Consider the following 16,527-nt stretch of genomic DNA (forward strand, 5'->3'; position numbering starts at 1 on the left):
GGTGATTGCCATGGAGAGGCAATCACCCGCATCAGCAGGCCAGATGCGTATGGCGCGCCTCGCGTAACGGTGTCAAAGCCGGTTTGTTTCGGAGCGGCGGATGGACGCTACAGGATCGTGCCGCCGGGCTGGCTGATCTCGACATCGTCGAGTTTCTTGACGCGATAGATGATGAACGAAATGATCCAGGCGGCCGCGAAAACGCCGATGATGCCATAGCCGAGCAGACCGAAGTTCTCGTTGAGGTCGTTCATCCGATCCCAGAACCAACCTTGCAGGTTCAATTCGCCGCCGATGAGGCCGAGCGTTTCGATGCCGCCGATGAGGATGGCGACGATTGCCGAAACAAGCGTGATGGTCAGGTTGTAGTAGAGCTTGCGAATTGGCTTCACAAAAGCCCAGCCATAGGCGCCGAGCATCAGAATGCCGTCAGTCGTATCGATTAAGGACATACCCGCGCAAAACAGCGCGGGAAAGGCGAGGATGGACCAGACCGGCAATCCCTTGCTCGCCTCTGTCGCCGCGACCGTCAGCAGGCTGACCTCAGTGACGGTGTCAAAGCCCAGGCCGAACAGAAATCCGACCGGAAGCATGTGCCAGCTCTGATTGACGAGCCGGAACAACGGACGCAGCAAGCGTGCGATCAATCCCCGATTGTTCAGCAGGATATTGAAGCTGTCCTCATCATAATGTCCCCCGCGCCGCACATGACGATAGGTCCGATAGACAGACCTGGCGATCATCAGGTTCATGGCCGCCATGACGAGGAGAAACAGCCCTGACACGAGGGTGCTGATGGTTCCTGCAACGTTGTTGAAGGAGTCGAAACCGGTCTGCAGACTGACGACCGCAAAGGCAATGATCGCCGTCCCGATCAGCAGGACAAGAGAATGGCCGATCGAGAAGAAAAAGCCGACGGTGACGGGGCGTTTTCCATCCTGCATCAGCTTGCGAGTGACGTTGTCGATGGCGGCGATATGGTCTGCATCGACGGCGTGCCGCAGACCAAAGCTATAGGCCAGCAGGGCGGTCCCCAGCAGAACGGGGTGGCTACGAAAGGCCACGATCGCCCACACCCAGGCGCCGATATTCGTGGCGATTAGAAAGACGTAAATACCGATGACCTTGCCGCGCACGTCGGCGGAGGCATCATTGAAGATGTGCCTTAGAATTCTCAACATGATTTAGCCTGCCTTCATTCGGCGTTCGTCTATGCAGACAAGCCCAGGCAAGCACGAACCTGAACCCACCGAGGCACCCCGCCCGGTGTGAATGCGTCGACGCCTATTGATGGCAGGTCTCCTGGCTCACGGGTCTCTGTCGGTCGTCGCCTTCCCAGGTTGCCCCAGTGGCATCGTGACGAACGACTCGCCGCTTACAGTTGCGGGGGCAGCCGCGGTTTTGAACCGCGTTCCCGTTTAATCCCCTCTGGGGGAACCATCACCCATCACCTAAGCGGAAACCGGGTGGCGTCGCAAGGACTCTCTGAGCATTAACCGTGCGGGCGCGCCGCTACCATCACCTCGATGCGGCCCTCCACGACGCGGACCGGGTAGGACCGCACCGGCACGGTGATCGGCGCCGAGCGTGGCGCGCCGTCCCGGATGTCGATCTTGCCCTGATGCAAAGGACATTCGACGCAGCCATCCTCGACATAGCCATCCGATAGCCGCGCCTGACCATGGGTGCAAAGATTGTGCAATGCATGATAACCGTCGCCAAGGCGAAACAGCGCGATGGGCACGCCGCCTGCTGACACGCCGATCACCTCCTCGTCGTCCAGGGCATCCTGGGCCGCGACATCATGCCAGAGGTCCGAGCCGCTCATATCGGCACCGCGAGCAAGGTCTGCACCTTCAGCGTATCATAGACGCAGCGGCGGCTTTTATAGCGCAGGCCTTCCCGCGTTCGCACGATGACATCGCGATACGATCCCGCCTGATAAACCTCCGAAAAGCCTTCGAGCGATGTGTTGACAACGATATAGCTTGAGCGCGCGGTGATCGTTCCGTCCTCGGCCACGGTGAATTCCAGGCCCGAGACCATGTGCCGATAGGCGACCTTTTCGTAGATATTGGCATGGCGCAGCGCCACCACACGGTCCCGCATCATGCGGATATTGTCACACAGCATCACGGGCGCAGGCAGGCCCATATCCTCATTCTCGCTCGGAATGATTTCATACAGACAGTCATCGACGAACAGACGCGGCCATTCCTCCAGCCGGTCATTGTCGAGGATGCTGGTATAGAGATCGTTCAATGCCATCAGCTCAAGGCGCAGCATCAAGGTTTCTGGAAGTGTCATACGGCTGTTCCGGTGTCAGCGGTGTCGAGCTGCATCAGCGCCTCGTAGCCCACCCAAAAGCGGCGCACGAGGCTTTCCGTGATTAGCGTATTCTGCTCATCCGGCGCGGCGCGGGACATTTCGATGATCGATGTCAGGTCACCGTCATTCGCCGTGCCGCGCTGCACGAGTTCCGTCGCTTCGGTATCTTCCATGGAGATATAGCCGGCCGGCCCGACCATATTTGCCTGTTTGAGGCGCAGCTTGCGCATCTCCGGCGTGTCGTCCGTGTAGCCGAAGAAATGAAAGATCAGCTCGAAATGATCCGGCCCCTTCGGCAGCAATTGGCGAGCCACCAAGGTGTTGTGGATCTGCTGGATGACAAGTTGCGGAAAGATGGGCTGAATGTGATTGGTGGTCAGCTCTTCATATTCCTGATGATTGGCGAGAATGGAATCGTCTTCCAGCTTGAAGCCGTCATCATAGGATCGGATATTCGCGGCCTTGTATTCCGATGCGTTCTGCTCGTCGTTCTTGGAGACATAGATTATGCTGTGCAACCCGTGCGTGGCGTCTGGAATACATTTCGCTTTCATGCCGACGCGAAAGATGTTGAAGGTGGTATGGAACAGGTGAAGCAGACTCGCGTGATACGGGTCCTTCACATTCTCCAGATACAGCTTCCAGTTCGAATCGGAATATTGCCGTGTACAGCCGAGATATTCGATCGGCTTATGGAAAATGCGCTCCACGAAGGGCCGCATCTCGGGTCCGATATAGGCGGCAAGGTCTACGACCGTGTCGCTGAAGGTTGCGAAGACCAGGCCACGAAAACTATCGACGCGAAGCTGGCGCAGGTTGTGCTTGGCCGGATCGAAATCCTTCGGCATTCCCGTCGCATCCTTCTGGCCGCGCCGGAAGGGAACGCCCTGAAGGTTGCCCTTCGTGCCGAAACTCCATTGGTGGTAGATGCAATTGAACGTCAAGGCATTGCCGCGCAACTGGCGACAGACCATGGCGCCGCGATGGGCGCAGCGATTGACCCAGGCGGCCAGGCTGCCATCCTCGGCGCGCACCATGACCACCGACGTATCGCCGATAAACGTCGATTTATAGTCGCCCGGGTTCGGAATTTCGGCTTCGAAACCCAGGAAACTCCATGTCGGGCCGCGATAAATACGCTCCTGCTCGCGGTCGTAAATGGCCTGGGAGCTGAAGACCTCATAGGACACGCGCGATCCATCAGGATTCGGAAAAACCCGCCGCCGCGTCGGCCCCTTCGCGTCCGTCATGCCGGTGTTCGCCCCGATCATCGATCAGTTCTCCCATGATACCGGCCATGAGGTGGCATCACGACCCGGCGGGCGATAGCCGAATTCGGCAGAAGTCTCGGCCCACTAGCCGCTTTGTGCCATTCGTCGCGGACCTTCCCTTGACTTGATCCGGTGCCGGCCTCTGATCTGAGAGGGATGACGACAGGGGTCAGACGTGAGCGGCGACATGGCGGCATGGCCCGAGCGCAGGCTCGCGGTCGAGAGCAATATCCTCATTATCGCCGTGCGCCCGTCGGAGGAGAGCAGCCGCTTCGGCGGGCTGATTGCGGAACTGTGCCGCCGTGGCAGGCCGCCCTTCGTGACCATCCTGACGGATGGCAGTGGCGGCGCGGGGCCAGAAGGCGCGGCGATGGCGGCGGAAAAGGCCGCAGCGGCGCGGCGCGCGGTGGCGCATCTCGGTCTGCCGCCCGAACGTCTTCTGCTGATCGGCTTGCATGACGGGGCCGCTGTGCGTGACCCGTCGATCCTGGATGCCCTGGTCTCGGCCTTCGATCTGCTGAGTTGGGCGCGTGACTGCCAGACCATCTGCGTGGCCGGCGACACCAACGACACCGACCATCGCCTCGTCCAATCACTCGGGGAACGCCTCAGCGCGCGCTCCGGCCTCGGCTGTGTCTTGAGCTTCAGCGGCGCGGCGGATCGAAACAACCAGGACCATGGGCGGATCGATATCACGCGTCATTTGGCCGCCAAACGGCGTGCCGAGGCGGAATATGCGGCCCCGCAAAGCGATGCGCTGGTCGAGCATTTCGCCCTGCTGCGCCAGAGTGCGGGCCAGACTCGGTTCTGGATCTGAGGCCCCAACGGCATAGGACTTGCTTGATATTCGGGCATTGGCGTCGCCATGGGAGGGCTCCGTGACGGTCATGATGCCTGCGCTCCGATCCGACAGCCTCGCGCTGCGTGCCTGTCGGCTGTTCGAATCGAGCGATCTCGACGAAACGCGCGAGCGGATTTCCAGCGTCATGCAGCCCCATACCCTCACGCCCATCGGCCGCAAGCAGCCGCACCGCTCGCACATGGATTTCCTGCGCATGCCGGGCGTCGCCATCGGCACCATCGCCTTCGGTGAAAAAACGATCGAGGTGCCACCGTTGGACGGCTACTGCCTGCTGATCTTTTGCCTGCGCGGCCAGGCGCGCCTGCGGAGCGGCAAAACCGAAATGACGGCCACGGCGCATCGCGGTGTCATCGTCAACGAGTCACAAAGCCTGCATGGTCAATTCTCGGCCGATTGCGAACAGTTCATCCTGCGCATCGACAAGACGCGTCTCGCGGCCTTCAGTGGTCAGCGCAACCCCATGCTGCAGCCGGTTGTCGATCTCAATCGCGCCAGCCTTCAGCCTTGGGTCGCGGCGTTGCGGACTCTCGCGACCGATGAACAGGCGGTGAAGTTCGTGCGCGAAGACGCACGCATCGCCGCAAGCTATGGCGATCTTCTCGTCCAGCTCCTCGTTCATGGCCACGGCGTACGTGACGATAGGTCCGCGACACGGGGCGCCTCACCACGATCCGTGCATCGCGCCCTCGCCTATATCGAGGCGCATGTCACCGAGCCGATCCAGCTTGGTGACATCGCCGAGGCCGCCGGCGTGCCACTGCGCACGCTGTATGACGCCTTTCGCCGGTTTCGCGGCGTCAGCCCGATGCGCCATCTTCGTAACCTCCGGCTGGACCGGGTGCGTGCGCAACTCCTCACGACGGGCCGTGACGGCAGTGTCACCACCATTGCGCTCGATGCCGGATTTGGGCATCTGGGGCGCTTCTCGCAGGATTATGCCGATCGCTTCGGCGAAAAGCCGTCAGAGACGCTGCGGCGCAGCTGAACGAACCAATCGAGGAGATTACAGATCATGACGCGCACGATCAGCATCGCGGCGGCAGACGGCCGCGACTTCTCCGCCTATCTCGCGCTCCCCAGCGCCGGCTCCGGCCCGGCTATCGTGCTGTTGCAGGAGATTTTCGGCGTCAACGACTATATCCGCGGCATTGCCGACCGCTATGCCGAAGAAGGCTATGTGGTATTGGCGCCGGATATCTTCCACAGGCTGGAGCCCGGAATCGAACTCGGCGGTAGTGACGCCGATTTCGCCAAGGCGTTTTCTCTGTATGAATCGCTCGACATCACGCTCGCCGTGTCGGATGCGGTGGCAACGGTCGCCGCCGCGCGCGCGCGACCGGAAGTGATCGCTTCGACCAATGGCGCCGGCGTGGGCGTCATGGGCTTCTGCCTGGGTGGCAAGCTCGCCTTCCTCACAGCGGCGGCCACCGACGTCGATTGCGCCGTCTGCTACTACGGCGGCGGGATCGACCAGTGCCTAGATCGGGCGAGCGCGATCACCGCGCCGTTGATGATGCATTTCGGTGAAACCGACGACTATCTTCCGCCGGATGCCATCGCCCGCATTCGCGAGCGGTTCGCGGGACATCCGGATACCGCCATCCACGTCTATCGCGGCGCCGGCCATGCCTTCGCGCGCCCCGGACACCATCATGATGCTTCGGCGGCGGCGCTCGCCTATACACGCAGCCTAGCCGTATTTCGGCAGGCGATCGGGCCGCGCTACGACCTGGGCGCCATCGCGGACTACCATTTCTACCTGGAGTTTGAAGCGCGCGACCCCGACACCACGATGACGACGATGGTGCCGGAGCCTTACGTCAATCATGTCCCGACCATGACCGGCGGCGTTGGGTTCGAAATGCTCCATCGCTTCTACAAGAACCACTTCATCGGCAATAATCCGCCCGATATGCGCATGGTGCCGATTTCGCGTACCATCGGCACGGATCGGATGGTCGATGAATTCGTCATGTGTTTTACCCACACGACGGAGGTGGATTGGTTGCTGCCCAATGTCGCGCCGACCGGTTGCGCCGTGGAAATTCCCATGGTCGCCATCGTCGCCTTCCGGGGCGACAAGCTGTTCAACGAGCACATCTATTGGGATCAGGCGAGCGTGCTGGTGCAGGTTGGGCTGCTGGACCCCGCTCTCATCCCGGCCATTTGCGGAGTCGACCAGGCGCGCAAGCTGCTCGATGGGTCGCTGCCATCGAATACTTTGATGGCGCGCTGGGCCACGTCGGCCCCTAGCCTTTGACCGCGCCGCCCATCAGGAAGCCGCCGGAAAAGCTGCGCGACATCAGCAGATACAGCAGCACGACGGGCAGGGAATAGACGATCGAGAAGGCGGCGATATCGCCGTAACGCACATTGGCGGCGGCGATGAGGCCGTAGATGGTGAGCGGCCCGGTCACTTGGTCCGGGTCGCTGATCAAGACCAGCGGCACGATGAATGAGCCCCAGGCATTGATGAAACTGAAGATCGCAGCTGCGGCAATGCCGGGTAGCGAGACCGGGATCACGACATGGATAATGGTTTGCAGCAGACTCGCGCGCTCCATTTGCGCGGCCTCCTCCATTTCGCGCGGCACACCATCCATCGCCGTCTTGATCAGCCATAGCGCGAAGGGCAGGCTATTGGCGCCGAGAAAAATGCCGGTCGGCACCAGGCTCAGCCAACCGAAGTGCGCGAAGATCTGAAACACCGGAATGATCATGATGCCGACGGGAATGCCTGTCAGGAACAGGATCGTCACCATCAGACCGTCCCTCATGGGAATCCGGCGGCGCGACAGCGCATAGCCGCCGAAGATCGCGGGCACCACCGCGACCAGGGTCGCGACCAGGGCCAGCAAGAAGGTATTTCCCAGCGACCACAGATAATCCGATCGCGTCACGTTGCGATAATGTGCAAGCGTGAGGCTAGGCCAATTGAGCGACCAACTGGCATGGGCATCGACCGACGCCAGCGCCAGCCACAGCATGGGTGCGAGGAAACACAGTGCCAGCAGCGCCAATAGCAGATTCGCGATGAATGTCGGGCGGCGCATCACGCTGCGCTCTTATTCGGCCGCAGCGCGCGGACATAGAGATAGGCGAAAACGGTGGAGATCAGCACGAGCACATCGCCGATGAGCGCGCCATAGCCAAGATTGCTGAAGGTGAAGGCCTGCTGATACGAATAGATCGGCAGAATATTGGTGGCGTCGTTCGGGCCGCCCGCCGTCATGATATAGGTCAATGCGTAATTGGCGAGGATCACCAGCGTCACCAGCAGCAGGTTGGTCACGATGATTTGCCGCATCAAAGGCAGGGTGATGAACAGGAATGTTTGCAGGCGCGAGGCGTTTTCCATCCGCGCCGCCTCCAGCACTTCCTTTGAAATGCCACGCAGCCCGGATGACAGCATGAGCATCGAAAAGCCGGCCGTCGCCCAGATATTCGCCATGATGACGATGAGCATGGGATGATCGTCGAGCAGATCGGCATGGCCGCCGAAGATCTGACTAAGCGTGCCGCCCGTGGTGCTGAAGGCATACCAGATCAAGGCGGCGGAGACGGGCGGTAGCATCCAGGCGACGATCGCGACAGCGCCGGTCAGACCGCGCCAGAAGGGCGAGGCGTGCTGCAAGAGCAGCGCCAGCGCCATGCCGACCACGGTGACGCCGATCACCGCCGAGCCGAGCAGGAAAACCCCCGTCAGCCACAGCGAATGCCAGAAACTGGTATCGCCGAGCAGACGGTGGATATTGGTCCAACCGGTAAACCAATAGTGCTGGGCATGAATGCCGATCAGCGTGATATTGGTCAGACCGAGATAGAAGGCATAGGCGACCGGCAGCAGGAACAGCAGTACAAGCAACACGGCCGACGGCGCCAGCAGAAGCAGGCCGACGCCATCGGGGCGTGTCACTCCCAACTTCATGAGATCAGCGCGTCTCGACCTGGTCGGCGCCGAGCTGGTTGGAGACGTAACCCTTTATGCTGGCGATGGCCTGATCAACCGTCATGTCCTTGTGCTGGGCGAGATTGCCCGTGGCTTGCTGCAAGGCGTGTGACCAGACCTCGTATTCGGCCTTGGCCGGCGTCAGCATCCCGTAGGGCAGCACCTGGGCGGCAACTGCGTTATACGGCGGGGAGAAATTCACGAAATCGGCTGACTTCGTGTAGCTTTCGGCAGCGGGCACGAATCCGGCCCAATTCGCGGCATCGATCTGCGCCGTCTCCTGCTCCATCACATCGAGCAACTTCCAGGCATAGTTGGGGCTTTTGCTGGTCGCTGAGACGGCGAGATCCCAGCCGCCGAGCGTCGTGCATATGCCCGGCGCCTGGCCGGTGACGGTGGGAATGGCGACCACGCCGATGACCTTGGGCGCATCTTCCCAATAGGGCGAGGAGATCGTCTTCGTCCAGTTGCCGCCATAGTAGTTGGAGCCGACGGCGATGGCGAGCTTGCCTTGCTGGAACAACGTGAGGGGAATCGTCACGGCGGAGGGCGAGAACAAGTCGCTGAGCGTATCGCCGAGGCCTTCGTTATAGACCGTCTTGGTGAAGGTTAGCACCTCGCGTAGGCCCTTGCTGTCCACAACCCATTTATTGGTCTTGGGGTCGAGAATGGTCGCGTCGCTGGAGCCGTTGAGCAGATTGCCCGTGCCTTGCAGCAAGCCATTGTCGCCTGAACTCGTCCCGACATTGAGCCACAGCGGCACCACGCCCGTGATCTTGGCCTTGATGGCGCGCGCGGCGGTCAGCACATCGTCCCAGCTCTTGGGTTGCCACGGCACCGGCAGGCCGGCCTTCTTGAACATATCCATATTGTAGTAAAGCTGGCTGTCATTCTCGCCCGTGCTGACGGCAAAAACCTTGCCGTCGAAGCGGCCTTCGCTTTGAATCGCGGCGGGAAATTCCTTCCACCAATCGGCGGTCGCGAGCTTGTCGTCGATCGGTGCGAGCCATCCCGAAGACTGGAACTGGCCCAGCGCCGGCGTCGGCAATTGCGCAACATCGGGCGCCGTGCTCGGCGACCGATACAGCAGGCTGAGCTTGTTTATGATGTCGGTATAGCCACCGGGAATGGGCACCAGCTTCACCTCGGCCTCGGGGTATTTGGCCTCGAAGGCAGCCTTCACGTCATCGTACCATTTCTTGGCGAAGTCGTTGGTGTCGAAAACATATTCCGAACCGTAGGCGAGGGTGACCACGGTTTTCGCCTGGGCATGTGCCAGCATTGGTAGTGCGGTCAATGCACTCGCCGATGCAAGAAAGGTCAGAGCCAGTCGTCCTAAGCCTGGTTTGGGCATGTCACCGTCACTCCTTCTAGGGGGTTGCGAGCAAAATCCATCCTTTTGGCGGTCGTCACGCGGAGGCTAGGCGGTTGGACACCGACACCGGCTGAAGACCCGAGCGGTCGAGCAGCGCGGTTCCGGTTTCCAGGTCGAAGGCGTAGACAAACTCGGGGTCGGGGCGCAGCGGCACGCGCTCACCCAGCGTCATCCGCGTGCGGCCGGATGCGCGTGCAACAACTGCGTGCTCGCCGATGCGCAGCGTCACGAAGGTTTCGCTGCCCATGGGTTCGATGAACTCCACAACGCCGGTCAGCGGGTCGCCCGATGGCGACGCCTGCAAGGCGATGTCGGTGGGACGAACACCGATGGAAACGGCGCGCAGCAGCGCCGCCGGATCGCGGCAGCGCAGCGCATGCGGCAGCGGCATGCTGTGACCCAGGACATCGGCCACCAGACGCGTGCCATCGTGGCGCAGAAATCCGGGCAGGATGTTCATGCGCGGTGCGCCGATAAAGCGCGCGACGCGGATGTTTGCGGGGTCATCGAAGATGGTCGCGGGCGTTCCCGCCTGATGAAGCTTACCCTCGAACATGATGGCGATGCGCGTCGCCATGGTCATCGCTTCGACCTGATCATGCGTCACATACACGGTGGTGATGCCGAGGCGACGATGCAGCGACACCAATTCGCTGCGCATCTGGCCGCGCAACGCGGCGTCGAGGTTGGAGAGCGGCTCATCCATCAGGAACAGCTTCGGCTGGCGCAGCAGGGCACGGCCGAGTGCCACGCGTTGGCGTTGTCCGCCGGACAGTTCGGAGGGTTTGCGATGCAGCAGCTGCGTCAATCCGAGAACGGTCGCGACGTCGGTGATCTTGGCCGCCGTCGCGGCCCGATTCTCGCGCCGCATGCGCGGCCCGAAGGCGAGGTTGCCATGCACCGTCATATGCGGAAACAGGGCGTAGCTCTGGAACACCATGGCGACGTCGCGCTCGCCTGGCGGCACATCATTGACGATACGACCGTCAATGCGGATCTCACCTTCGGTAGGGCTTTCCAGCCCCGCCAGCATGCGCAGCGATGTGGTCTTGCCGCAGCCGGAGGGGCCCAGCAGCACCAGGAAATCGCCATCCGCAATGTCGAGCGTCAGGTCTTCGACCGCGATCTGCGTGCCGAACCGGCGCCAGACATGATCGATGGAGACGCTGCTCACCGCGGCGGGTTCCTGATCATGATGACTGCCATGGAACGTTCCATAAACTTTTAGAACCCGCGCGCTTGAAGAAATCGCAAATTGGCCGACTGATCGGCGGCGGCTTTGGCGATGCCGCCGGCGTCCGGCAGAATATCCTGCTCGACCACGACCCAGCCCGAGAAGCTTGTGTGGATTAGGCGCAAAACCTCGTCGAGATCGACATCGCCATGGCCCAGGGCACAGAAGGCACCTCGCTCCCAAATCGCTTCAGCCGGTGCCGCATCGCGCACGATGTCGGCAATCGCCGCGCGCTTGGCATCCTTGATATGGATATGGTTGATGCGCGGTCCCCAGTCCCGCAGTGCCGCCACGGGATCGCCGCCGCCGATGATGAGATGGCCGGTATCCAGACAGAGGTTGACGCTGGTGCGATCAAGCATCCGCTCGATCTCCCACGGCGCTTCGATATAAGTGCCGGTCTCGTTATGGAAGGTTGGCTCATAGCCACGACGGCGGCAGCGATCGGTCACGCTTTCCACGCCGATGACGAAGCGCTGGAAGCGGGTTTCATCCAGACCCAGGCTGTGATCCTTCGCGGCCTGACCCGGACGCGCGCGACGGCCGAGATCACTGAAATCGCCCAATGTCGGACGCGGCGGGAAGGGGCCGAGGTCGCGCACGGCATCCAGGGCATCAAGCAGCGCATCGAGTTGCGGCAGCATGTCCCGCAAAGGCTCAGGTTCACTGAAGGGCAGTTCGAGATAGGCACCGGCAAGTCCCAGCTTACGCTCCGATAGCCGCCGCGCGAGCACCTCGCCTTCTCCGAAATAGCCGACGGGGCCGAGATCGATGCCGACATAGCCGGCATTCGAAACGGCATCCAGCACCGCTTCGCCGTCAGGCGTATTGGGATCGATGCCGACGGTCATTTCGAAGGCGCCGAAGCTCACGGGGGCATTGGCAATCGCGATGGTGCTCATGCGTCCGCTCCGCTGGTTGGGTTCGCCACAGGCGCGCAAGTGCGATGCGCCTCAAGGATCGCGCCACACAGGGCGATGTCACGCAGCGCATCGGAAGCCGGGGTGCGCGGGGCGGTGCCGTTCACGATGCAATCATGGAAATGCACAAGCTCGGTCTTGAAGCCGGCATGATAGGACAACATCCGGCTTGTGCTGGAGGATTCGGTGGTGCCGGAAACGCCAACCTCCTCGGTAAGCGTCGCCGCCGCATTGCGCAGATAGGGGGAGGGGAAGGCGAGCGTCAGCCTGCGGTCGGGCGCGAAGAAGGCGAACTCCATCTGGTAGCGGGCGAAGCCGGGCAGATCGATCCAGGTGAGGATAGCGCGCCGGTCGCCGAAACGCAGCACGATCGTGGCCCCATGGCGGCCGAGATCGGCGAACTCCACCCCGTCCGGCTCACCGAGAATGCCGCGCAGCGCATTCAGTTCATGCACCATGCTATCGAGAAGAATGGTGTGATACAGCCTGCGCGATGCCGCATCGCCGCCGACCGCCGTTTCCAGGCGATCGGCCGTTTCCTGTCGCAGTGGCGCGATAATCGCGTCCGACAAGGCCGCGCCGATATGCATCGGGAAATGCGCGACATACGGCTCGAACGGCGATTCGAAGGTCGTCACGCGCGCAAGGCGCAGATCCGTGACCTCCGCCATGTCTGCCTGCAACCGCTCATAAGCCGGATCGTAACGCTTATTGTATCCGACGAGCATGACGACACGCGCTTTGTCGGCGGCGGCGATCATCGCGCGGCCCTCAGCGGGTGAAAAGCAGAGAGGTTTTTCGACGAAAACATGCTTGCCGGCTTCGGCGACGGCGATGGCGATCGGTGCGTGGCTGCCCGGTGTCAACACCATTACGGCATCGATGGGCGCGGCGACCAAGTCCCGCCAGTCTTCCATGACCAAAGGCACGTGGTAGCGTTGCGCGCAGGCCTCCGCGACCTCCCGGGAGACATCGCAGACTGCCGCAATCTCGAAAAGCTCCGGCATTTCGGCCAGGAAATGCAGATGCATCACCTGGGCGATGACACCGCAGCCGATAAGGCCGATCTTCAACGCTGACACCTCAGCCGTTCCCCTTCCCGCCGCTTCTGTCGCCGTTATGGAACGTTCCATAAATCCGAACCCGTCGTCAAGCGGAATGACGGTCGTCGTCGATCGGTGCCTTCGCTGTGGTCGCACGGGAAATCAGCGTGAAGTCGAGGCTGTGGCGGATGAAGCCCCCTTGCAACTCGCCCTTGATGCGTTGGGTGAGCGTATCGACGGCGAGTTCAGCGAGCATTTCCTTCGGCTGCGCGATAGTGGTGAGGCCGATGCGGGCGATGCGGGCGAGGGCGACATCGTCGAATCCGATGATGGAAAGATCATGCGGAACGCGGAGGCCGGCGCGATCGGCGCAATCCAGTACATCGATCGCATGCAGATCATTGGCCGCGAAAACGGCTGTCACGCGTCCGACGCCTGTCAAGATCGTCTCCACCGGCACGATGACGCCCTCTGCCACGACGGTATGGGGCTTGCGGTGCCACCGCAGAACCAGCGGTTCCAGCCCCGCATCGGCCAGTGCCCCAGCATAACCGCCGCGCCGATCCGTGTCGGCCTTTTCCTCGCGCACACTGTCCGCGAAATAGGCGATGCGGCGGTGGCCGAGGGCGATGAGATGGCGGGTTGCGGCGGCGGCGGCGGCGAAATCATCGACCGCGACGACATCGCCCCAATCGGCAGCGCAGGTCACGAAGACGACGGGAAGGCGGTCGGCCACCACGTGCCGCGCCCCGGCCGCGTCACCGGCATAGGCCAGGAACATCAGCCCCGCGACGCGATGCTCGATCAGGTTGCGGATGCCTGTCAATTCGACATCCTCATCGACCTGGGTATTGCAGAACATCACCTGAAAGCCGCGTGAGGAGGCGAAATTCTCGATGAACTTCGCCATCTCGGCATAGAAGGGATTGGCAAGATCGCCGACCACGACACCAATCACGGCGCTGCGTTGCTGCACCAACTGCCGCGCCACGATATTGAGTTGATAGCCCAATTCAGCGATGGCGGCCTGCACGCTTTCGCGCGTCTGTGGATTGACGCCGGGTGCGTTGCGAATGACGTTCGACACTGTCGACTTCGACTTGCCCGACAGCCGGGCGACATCGTGGATGGTTGGCGGCTTGTGGCGTGGGCTGGGTGGCAGCGTCAACGGGCCGGTACGCCGTTCGGTGCAAAGACCACTTTCATGGAGGCACCGTCTTGGGCGATGGCCATCGCCTCCTCAGCGCGGTCGAGCGGCATACGGTGGGTGACGATGCGGTCAAAAGGAAGGCGGTCCAGATTGGCGGCCATCAGGCGCATCCCCGCCAGGTAGGACGTCGCAGTTTCGCCGCCGATACCGATGATGCTCACATTCTTAGTGCAAATGTCCGAATTCGGGTTGATTTGCACGGGGCCGAGATCAACGAAGGCACCAGCCTCCACAACCACACCGCCGACACGCACCATCTTCAGCGCCTCCACAAAACTCGCCGGCACACCGCTACAATCGAGTACCATATCCGCGCCGATGCCGCCCGTCGACTCACGCACGCGGGCGATGCGTTCCTCGGGCGTTGTCTCGTCCACCGACAGCGTCAGGCTCGCGCCGAAGTCGCGCGCCATCTGCAATCGTGTGGCGTGGCGATCGGTCGCGATGATCTGCGCAGCCCCTAGAAGCCGCGCCTTGATGAGATGACAAAGACCCAGCGGGCCGACGCCCAGCACCGCGACGGAACCACCGAAGGGCGTGCCACCGAACTGGCCGAGCAAGGCATTGGCCTTTTCGACACCGTGCGTCACGGCCATGATTTCGGTCAGCACCGCGACATGATCGGGTAAGCTATCCGGCACACGAAACAGCACGGAGCCTGGAAGCAGATACATGTGCTCGGCCCATCCGCCGAGCAGATGCGGCGCCCGTCCGCAATGCAGGCTATTGCCGTAATCTTCCAGATGCTCGCACATGTAATACGGAAAGCCGTTGCGGCAGAAGCGGCATTGCCCGCAAGCCACATTGGCGCCTGGCACGATCCTGTCACCGGGTTTGAGCACCCGGCCTTCACTGTCGCACACCACGCCGCCGGTCGCGACAACCTCGCCGACATTCTCATGGCCGCAGATCAGCGGGTAGGTGAGGTCACGCTCATGCGGCGTGCCGGCATATTGCTTGCTCTCGCCGAGAAACGTGTGCTTGTCCGTGCCGCAAATGCCCGAGTAGCGCATCTTGAGAATGACCGCGCCCGGCTCGGGGTCCGCGATCTCGAAGTTCCGAATCTCGATCCGTCCGGGCCGTTCGACGACGGCCGCGCGTGCTGATGCCATTGCGCTTTCCCGTTCGATATGGATCGTTCCAAATGGCGCGACGGGGTGAGCACGTCAAGCTGCAAGGTATCCACCGGGAAGCCGTCATGGTAACCGACGCCCCCTCAACGAGAACGAGATCTATGCGCAAGCCTACCCCTATCGTCACGTATGCCGCTTTGGTCCAGCGCTACCAGGCCGCGTTTCCCGACCTGACGGTCGATGATCTGGCGCAATACATTCGTCAGGCCGATCGCGGCACCGCACAGTATGACGCCGAGATGATCGCGGAGATGCGCGATGACCCGGACTTCCAGGATTTTCTCTTCGATATTCGCATGCAGAGCGACGGCGGGCGTTTCGCGATGCTCATGGAAGGCGCGATCAACGATCTTCCACGCCCAGAGGGGCCTGAATTGGGACGCGCGCTGCATGACATCATGGCGGCAGGCGGTACCCATGCCCGTGCCTTGCGGGTGATCGCCCCTCACTGGTTCTGATCGGGTTCCTATGCGCGCGCCTGGGTGAGGTATCGGCGCAGCATGTCGCGCACCTCGGCGATGATCGCCGAGCCCGCCGCCTCGTCTTCGTCAGCGAGCGTCGGCACAGTCTTTATGACCTGAAGCACCACCACCGCCATGGCATGGGCCTTCTCCTGTGTCACGCCAGGAAGCGTCGCCGCCACGCAGGTTGTGACACGCTCGCGCGTCTCGGCGCGGAGGGCGATGCGCAAGGCGCCATCGTCCTGTCGCGCATCCAGCAGGGCCAGGATCGAGGCGCGGTCGCCCCGCAGGTCGAGCATATGATCGACCAAGGCATCGGCGAGCGCCGCAGGTGGCATCGGGGTCGACCGATCCTCGATGGCCTGCAGCCCCGCGCGCAAATGCCCCGCGTAACGGGCAAGCAGCGCATCGGCCAGCGTCTCCTTATTGGGGAAAAACTGATACAGTGAGCCGATGGCCGTATGCGCGCGGGCTGCGATTTCCGTCATCGTCGCAGCATCATAGCCGTTTTCCGCAAAGACGGCGGCGGCGGCATCCAGCAATTGCGTCACGCGCTGCTTGCCGCGCTCGCGCTTGGGCTCCCTGGCGACCAAAGCAGGGGCGATACGGTGTGAAGACATCCTCTTATATCCGTCTACGAGCCGATGGTCATGAACGCCCAACGCGCATTGACCGTCAGCGTTTTCAATCTTGCCCTGAAAGGGATGCATTCCGCCAATCCGCCGGGACACGCGTCCCGGC

Annotated in this window: 17 protein-coding genes and 1 riboswitch; of the genes, 4 read left to right on the forward strand and 13 right to left on the reverse strand. The window is 62.0% G+C overall.

The genetic code is table 11. The annotated features are described in order from the left end of the window. Nucleotides 1-107: 107 nt before the first annotated feature. The 4 genes from QP803_RS02415 to andAc all read right to left on the reverse strand — a co-directional run bounded on the left by QP803_RS02415 (nucleotide 108) and on the right by andAc (nucleotide 3,599). The gene (locus QP803_RS02415) at nucleotides 108-1,181 is read right to left on the reverse strand and encodes a HoxN/HupN/NixA family nickel/cobalt transporter (protein ID WP_284946085.1); all 1,074 of its coding nucleotides are present in this window, start codon (nucleotides 1,179-1,181) and stop codon (nucleotides 108-110) included. Between the two features lie 94 nt (nucleotides 1,182-1,275). Next, a riboswitch (cobalamin riboswitch) is annotated at nucleotides 1,276-1,457 on the reverse strand. 35 nt (nucleotides 1,458-1,492) lie between these two features. Then, a complete protein-coding gene (gene andAb / locus QP803_RS02420) occupies nucleotides 1,493-1,828 on the reverse strand; it encodes an anthranilate 1,2-dioxygenase ferredoxin subunit AndAb (RefSeq protein ID WP_284946086.1) in 336 nt (111 codons plus the stop codon). Then, the gene (gene andAd / locus QP803_RS02425; RefSeq protein ID WP_284946087.1) at nucleotides 1,825-2,307 is read right to left on the reverse strand and encodes an anthranilate 1,2-dioxygenase small subunit AndAd; all 483 of its coding nucleotides are present in this window, start codon (nucleotides 2,305-2,307) and stop codon (nucleotides 1,825-1,827) included. Before andAd ends, andAb begins: the two co-directional genes overlap by 4 nt. Next, on the reverse strand, nucleotides 2,304-3,599 hold the full coding sequence (andAc, locus tag QP803_RS02430) for an anthranilate 1,2-dioxygenase large subunit AndAc (protein WP_284946088.1): 1,296 nt from the start codon (nucleotides 3,597-3,599) through the stop codon (nucleotides 2,304-2,306). The genes andAd and andAc overlap by 4 nt, the downstream gene beginning before the upstream one ends. A gap of 187 nt (nucleotides 3,600-3,786) precedes the next feature. Here andAc and QP803_RS02435 point away from each other — a divergent pair, with 187 nt between their 5' ends. The 3 genes from QP803_RS02435 (at nucleotide 3,787) to QP803_RS02445 (ending at nucleotide 6,721) form a co-directional block, all read left to right on the forward strand. Further along, nucleotides 3,787-4,416: a PIG-L deacetylase family protein gene (locus tag QP803_RS02435; RefSeq protein WP_284946089.1), complete on the forward strand. Its 630-nt coding sequence runs from the start codon at nucleotides 3,787-3,789 to the stop codon at nucleotides 4,414-4,416. A gap of 70 nt (nucleotides 4,417-4,486) precedes the next feature. Next, nucleotides 4,487-5,446, forward strand: coding sequence for an anthranilate 1,2-dioxygenase regulatory protein AndR (gene andR / locus QP803_RS02440; RefSeq protein WP_284947804.1), 960 nt, complete (start codon nucleotides 4,487-4,489; stop codon nucleotides 5,444-5,446). A 27-nt stretch (nucleotides 5,447-5,473) separates the two neighbouring features. Continuing rightward, nucleotides 5,474-6,721, forward strand: a complete 1,248-nt coding sequence (locus tag QP803_RS02445; protein ID WP_284946090.1) for a dienelactone hydrolase family protein — start codon at nucleotides 5,474-5,476, stop codon at nucleotides 6,719-6,721. Here the strand turns inward: QP803_RS02445 and QP803_RS02450 are convergent. From QP803_RS02450 to QP803_RS02485, 8 genes are all read right to left on the reverse strand, one after another. Continuing rightward, nucleotides 6,711-7,514 (reverse strand): carbohydrate ABC transporter permease, encoded by an 804-nt coding sequence (locus QP803_RS02450; protein ID WP_284946091.1) that lies wholly within the window; start codon nucleotides 7,512-7,514, stop codon nucleotides 6,711-6,713. The two genes, QP803_RS02445 and QP803_RS02450, sit on opposite strands and share 11 nt — an antisense overlap. Then, a complete protein-coding gene (locus QP803_RS02455; protein WP_284946092.1) occupies nucleotides 7,514-8,377 on the reverse strand; it encodes a carbohydrate ABC transporter permease in 864 nt (287 codons plus the stop codon). The genes QP803_RS02450 and QP803_RS02455 overlap by 1 nt, the downstream gene beginning before the upstream one ends. A 16-nt stretch (nucleotides 8,378-8,393) precedes the next feature. Next, nucleotides 8,394-9,707, reverse strand: coding sequence for an extracellular solute-binding protein (locus tag QP803_RS02460; protein WP_284946093.1), 1,314 nt, complete (start codon nucleotides 9,705-9,707; stop codon nucleotides 8,394-8,396). Nucleotides 9,708-9,819: 112 nt separating this feature from the next. Further along, complete coding sequence (locus QP803_RS02465) at nucleotides 9,820-10,959, reverse strand: ABC transporter ATP-binding protein (RefSeq protein ID WP_284946094.1); 1,140 nt, start codon at nucleotides 10,957-10,959, stop codon at nucleotides 9,820-9,822. Nucleotides 10,960-11,009: 50 nt separating this feature from the next. Beyond that, nucleotides 11,010-11,921, reverse strand: a complete 912-nt coding sequence (locus QP803_RS02470) for a sugar phosphate isomerase/epimerase family protein (RefSeq protein ID WP_284946095.1) — start codon at nucleotides 11,919-11,921, stop codon at nucleotides 11,010-11,012. After that, entirely contained in the window at nucleotides 11,918-13,012 is a 1,095-nt protein-coding gene (locus QP803_RS02475) for a Gfo/Idh/MocA family protein (protein WP_284946096.1), read from the reverse strand. The genes QP803_RS02470 and QP803_RS02475 overlap by 4 nt, the downstream gene beginning before the upstream one ends. Nucleotides 13,013-13,088: 76 nt before the next feature. Continuing rightward, on the reverse strand, nucleotides 13,089-14,150 hold the full coding sequence (locus tag QP803_RS02480; protein ID WP_284946097.1) for a LacI family DNA-binding transcriptional regulator: 1,062 nt from the start codon (nucleotides 14,148-14,150) through the stop codon (nucleotides 13,089-13,091). Continuing rightward, entirely contained in the window at nucleotides 14,147-15,304 is a 1,158-nt protein-coding gene (locus QP803_RS02485) for a zinc-binding dehydrogenase (RefSeq protein ID WP_284946098.1), read from the reverse strand. Before QP803_RS02485 ends, QP803_RS02480 begins: the two co-directional genes overlap by 4 nt. Before the next feature lie 122 nt (nucleotides 15,305-15,426). Here QP803_RS02485 and QP803_RS02490 point away from each other — a divergent pair, with 122 nt between their 5' ends. Then, nucleotides 15,427-15,783: a hypothetical protein gene (locus QP803_RS02490; protein ID WP_284946099.1), complete on the forward strand. Its 357-nt coding sequence runs from the start codon at nucleotides 15,427-15,429 to the stop codon at nucleotides 15,781-15,783. 8 nt (nucleotides 15,784-15,791) lie between these two features. Here the strand turns inward: QP803_RS02490 and QP803_RS02495 are convergent, their stop codons facing one another. Then, nucleotides 15,792-16,406 carry a TetR/AcrR family transcriptional regulator gene (locus QP803_RS02495; RefSeq protein ID WP_284946100.1) on the reverse strand — a complete coding sequence of 205 codons (615 nt, stop codon included), beginning with the start codon at nucleotides 16,404-16,406 and terminating at the stop codon, nucleotides 15,792-15,794. Nucleotides 16,407-16,527 lie beyond the last annotated feature (121 nt).

Origin of the sequence: Acidisoma sp. PAMC 29798, from assembly GCF_030252425.1 — a bacterium.
Classification (GTDB): Bacteria; Pseudomonadota; Alphaproteobacteria; order Acetobacterales; family Acetobacteraceae; genus Acidisoma; species Acidisoma cladoniae.

What these genes read in the sequence shown, in the direction of transcription:
- QP803_RS02415 (WP_284946085.1), bottom strand. Translation starts at nt 1,181, where the DNA reads ATGTTGAGAATTCTAAGGCACATCTTCAATGATGCCTCCGCCGACGTG.
- andAb (WP_284946086.1), bottom strand. Translation starts at nt 1,828, where the DNA reads ATGAGCGGCTCGGACCTCTGGCATGATGTCGCGGCCCAGGATGCCCTG.
- andAd (WP_284946087.1), bottom strand. Translation starts at nt 2,307, where the DNA reads ATGACACTTCCAGAAACCTTGATGCTGCGCCTTGAGCTGATGGCATTG.
- andAc (WP_284946088.1), bottom strand. Translation starts at nt 3,599, where the DNA reads ATGATCGGGGCGAACACCGGCATGACGGACGCGAAGGGGCCGACGCGG.
- QP803_RS02435 (WP_284946089.1), top strand. Translation starts at nt 3,787, where the DNA reads ATGGCGGCATGGCCCGAGCGCAGGCTCGCGGTCGAGAGCAATATCCTC.
- andR (WP_284947804.1), top strand. Translation starts at nt 4,487, where the DNA reads ATGATGCCTGCGCTCCGATCCGACAGCCTCGCGCTGCGTGCCTGTCGG.
- QP803_RS02445 (WP_284946090.1), top strand. Translation starts at nt 5,474, where the DNA reads ATGACGCGCACGATCAGCATCGCGGCGGCAGACGGCCGCGACTTCTCC.
- QP803_RS02450 (WP_284946091.1), bottom strand. Translation starts at nt 7,514, where the DNA reads ATGCGCCGCCCGACATTCATCGCGAATCTGCTATTGGCGCTGCTGGCA.
- QP803_RS02470 (WP_284946095.1), bottom strand. Translation starts at nt 11,921, where the DNA reads ATGAGCACCATCGCGATTGCCAATGCCCCCGTGAGCTTCGGCGCCTTC.
- QP803_RS02485 (WP_284946098.1), bottom strand. Translation starts at nt 15,304, where the DNA reads ATGGCATCAGCACGCGCGGCCGTCGTCGAACGGCCCGGACGGATCGAG.
- QP803_RS02490 (WP_284946099.1), top strand. Translation starts at nt 15,427, where the DNA reads ATGCGCAAGCCTACCCCTATCGTCACGTATGCCGCTTTGGTCCAGCGC.
- QP803_RS02495 (WP_284946100.1), bottom strand. Translation starts at nt 16,406, where the DNA reads ATGTCTTCACACCGTATCGCCCCTGCTTTGGTCGCCAGGGAGCCCAAG.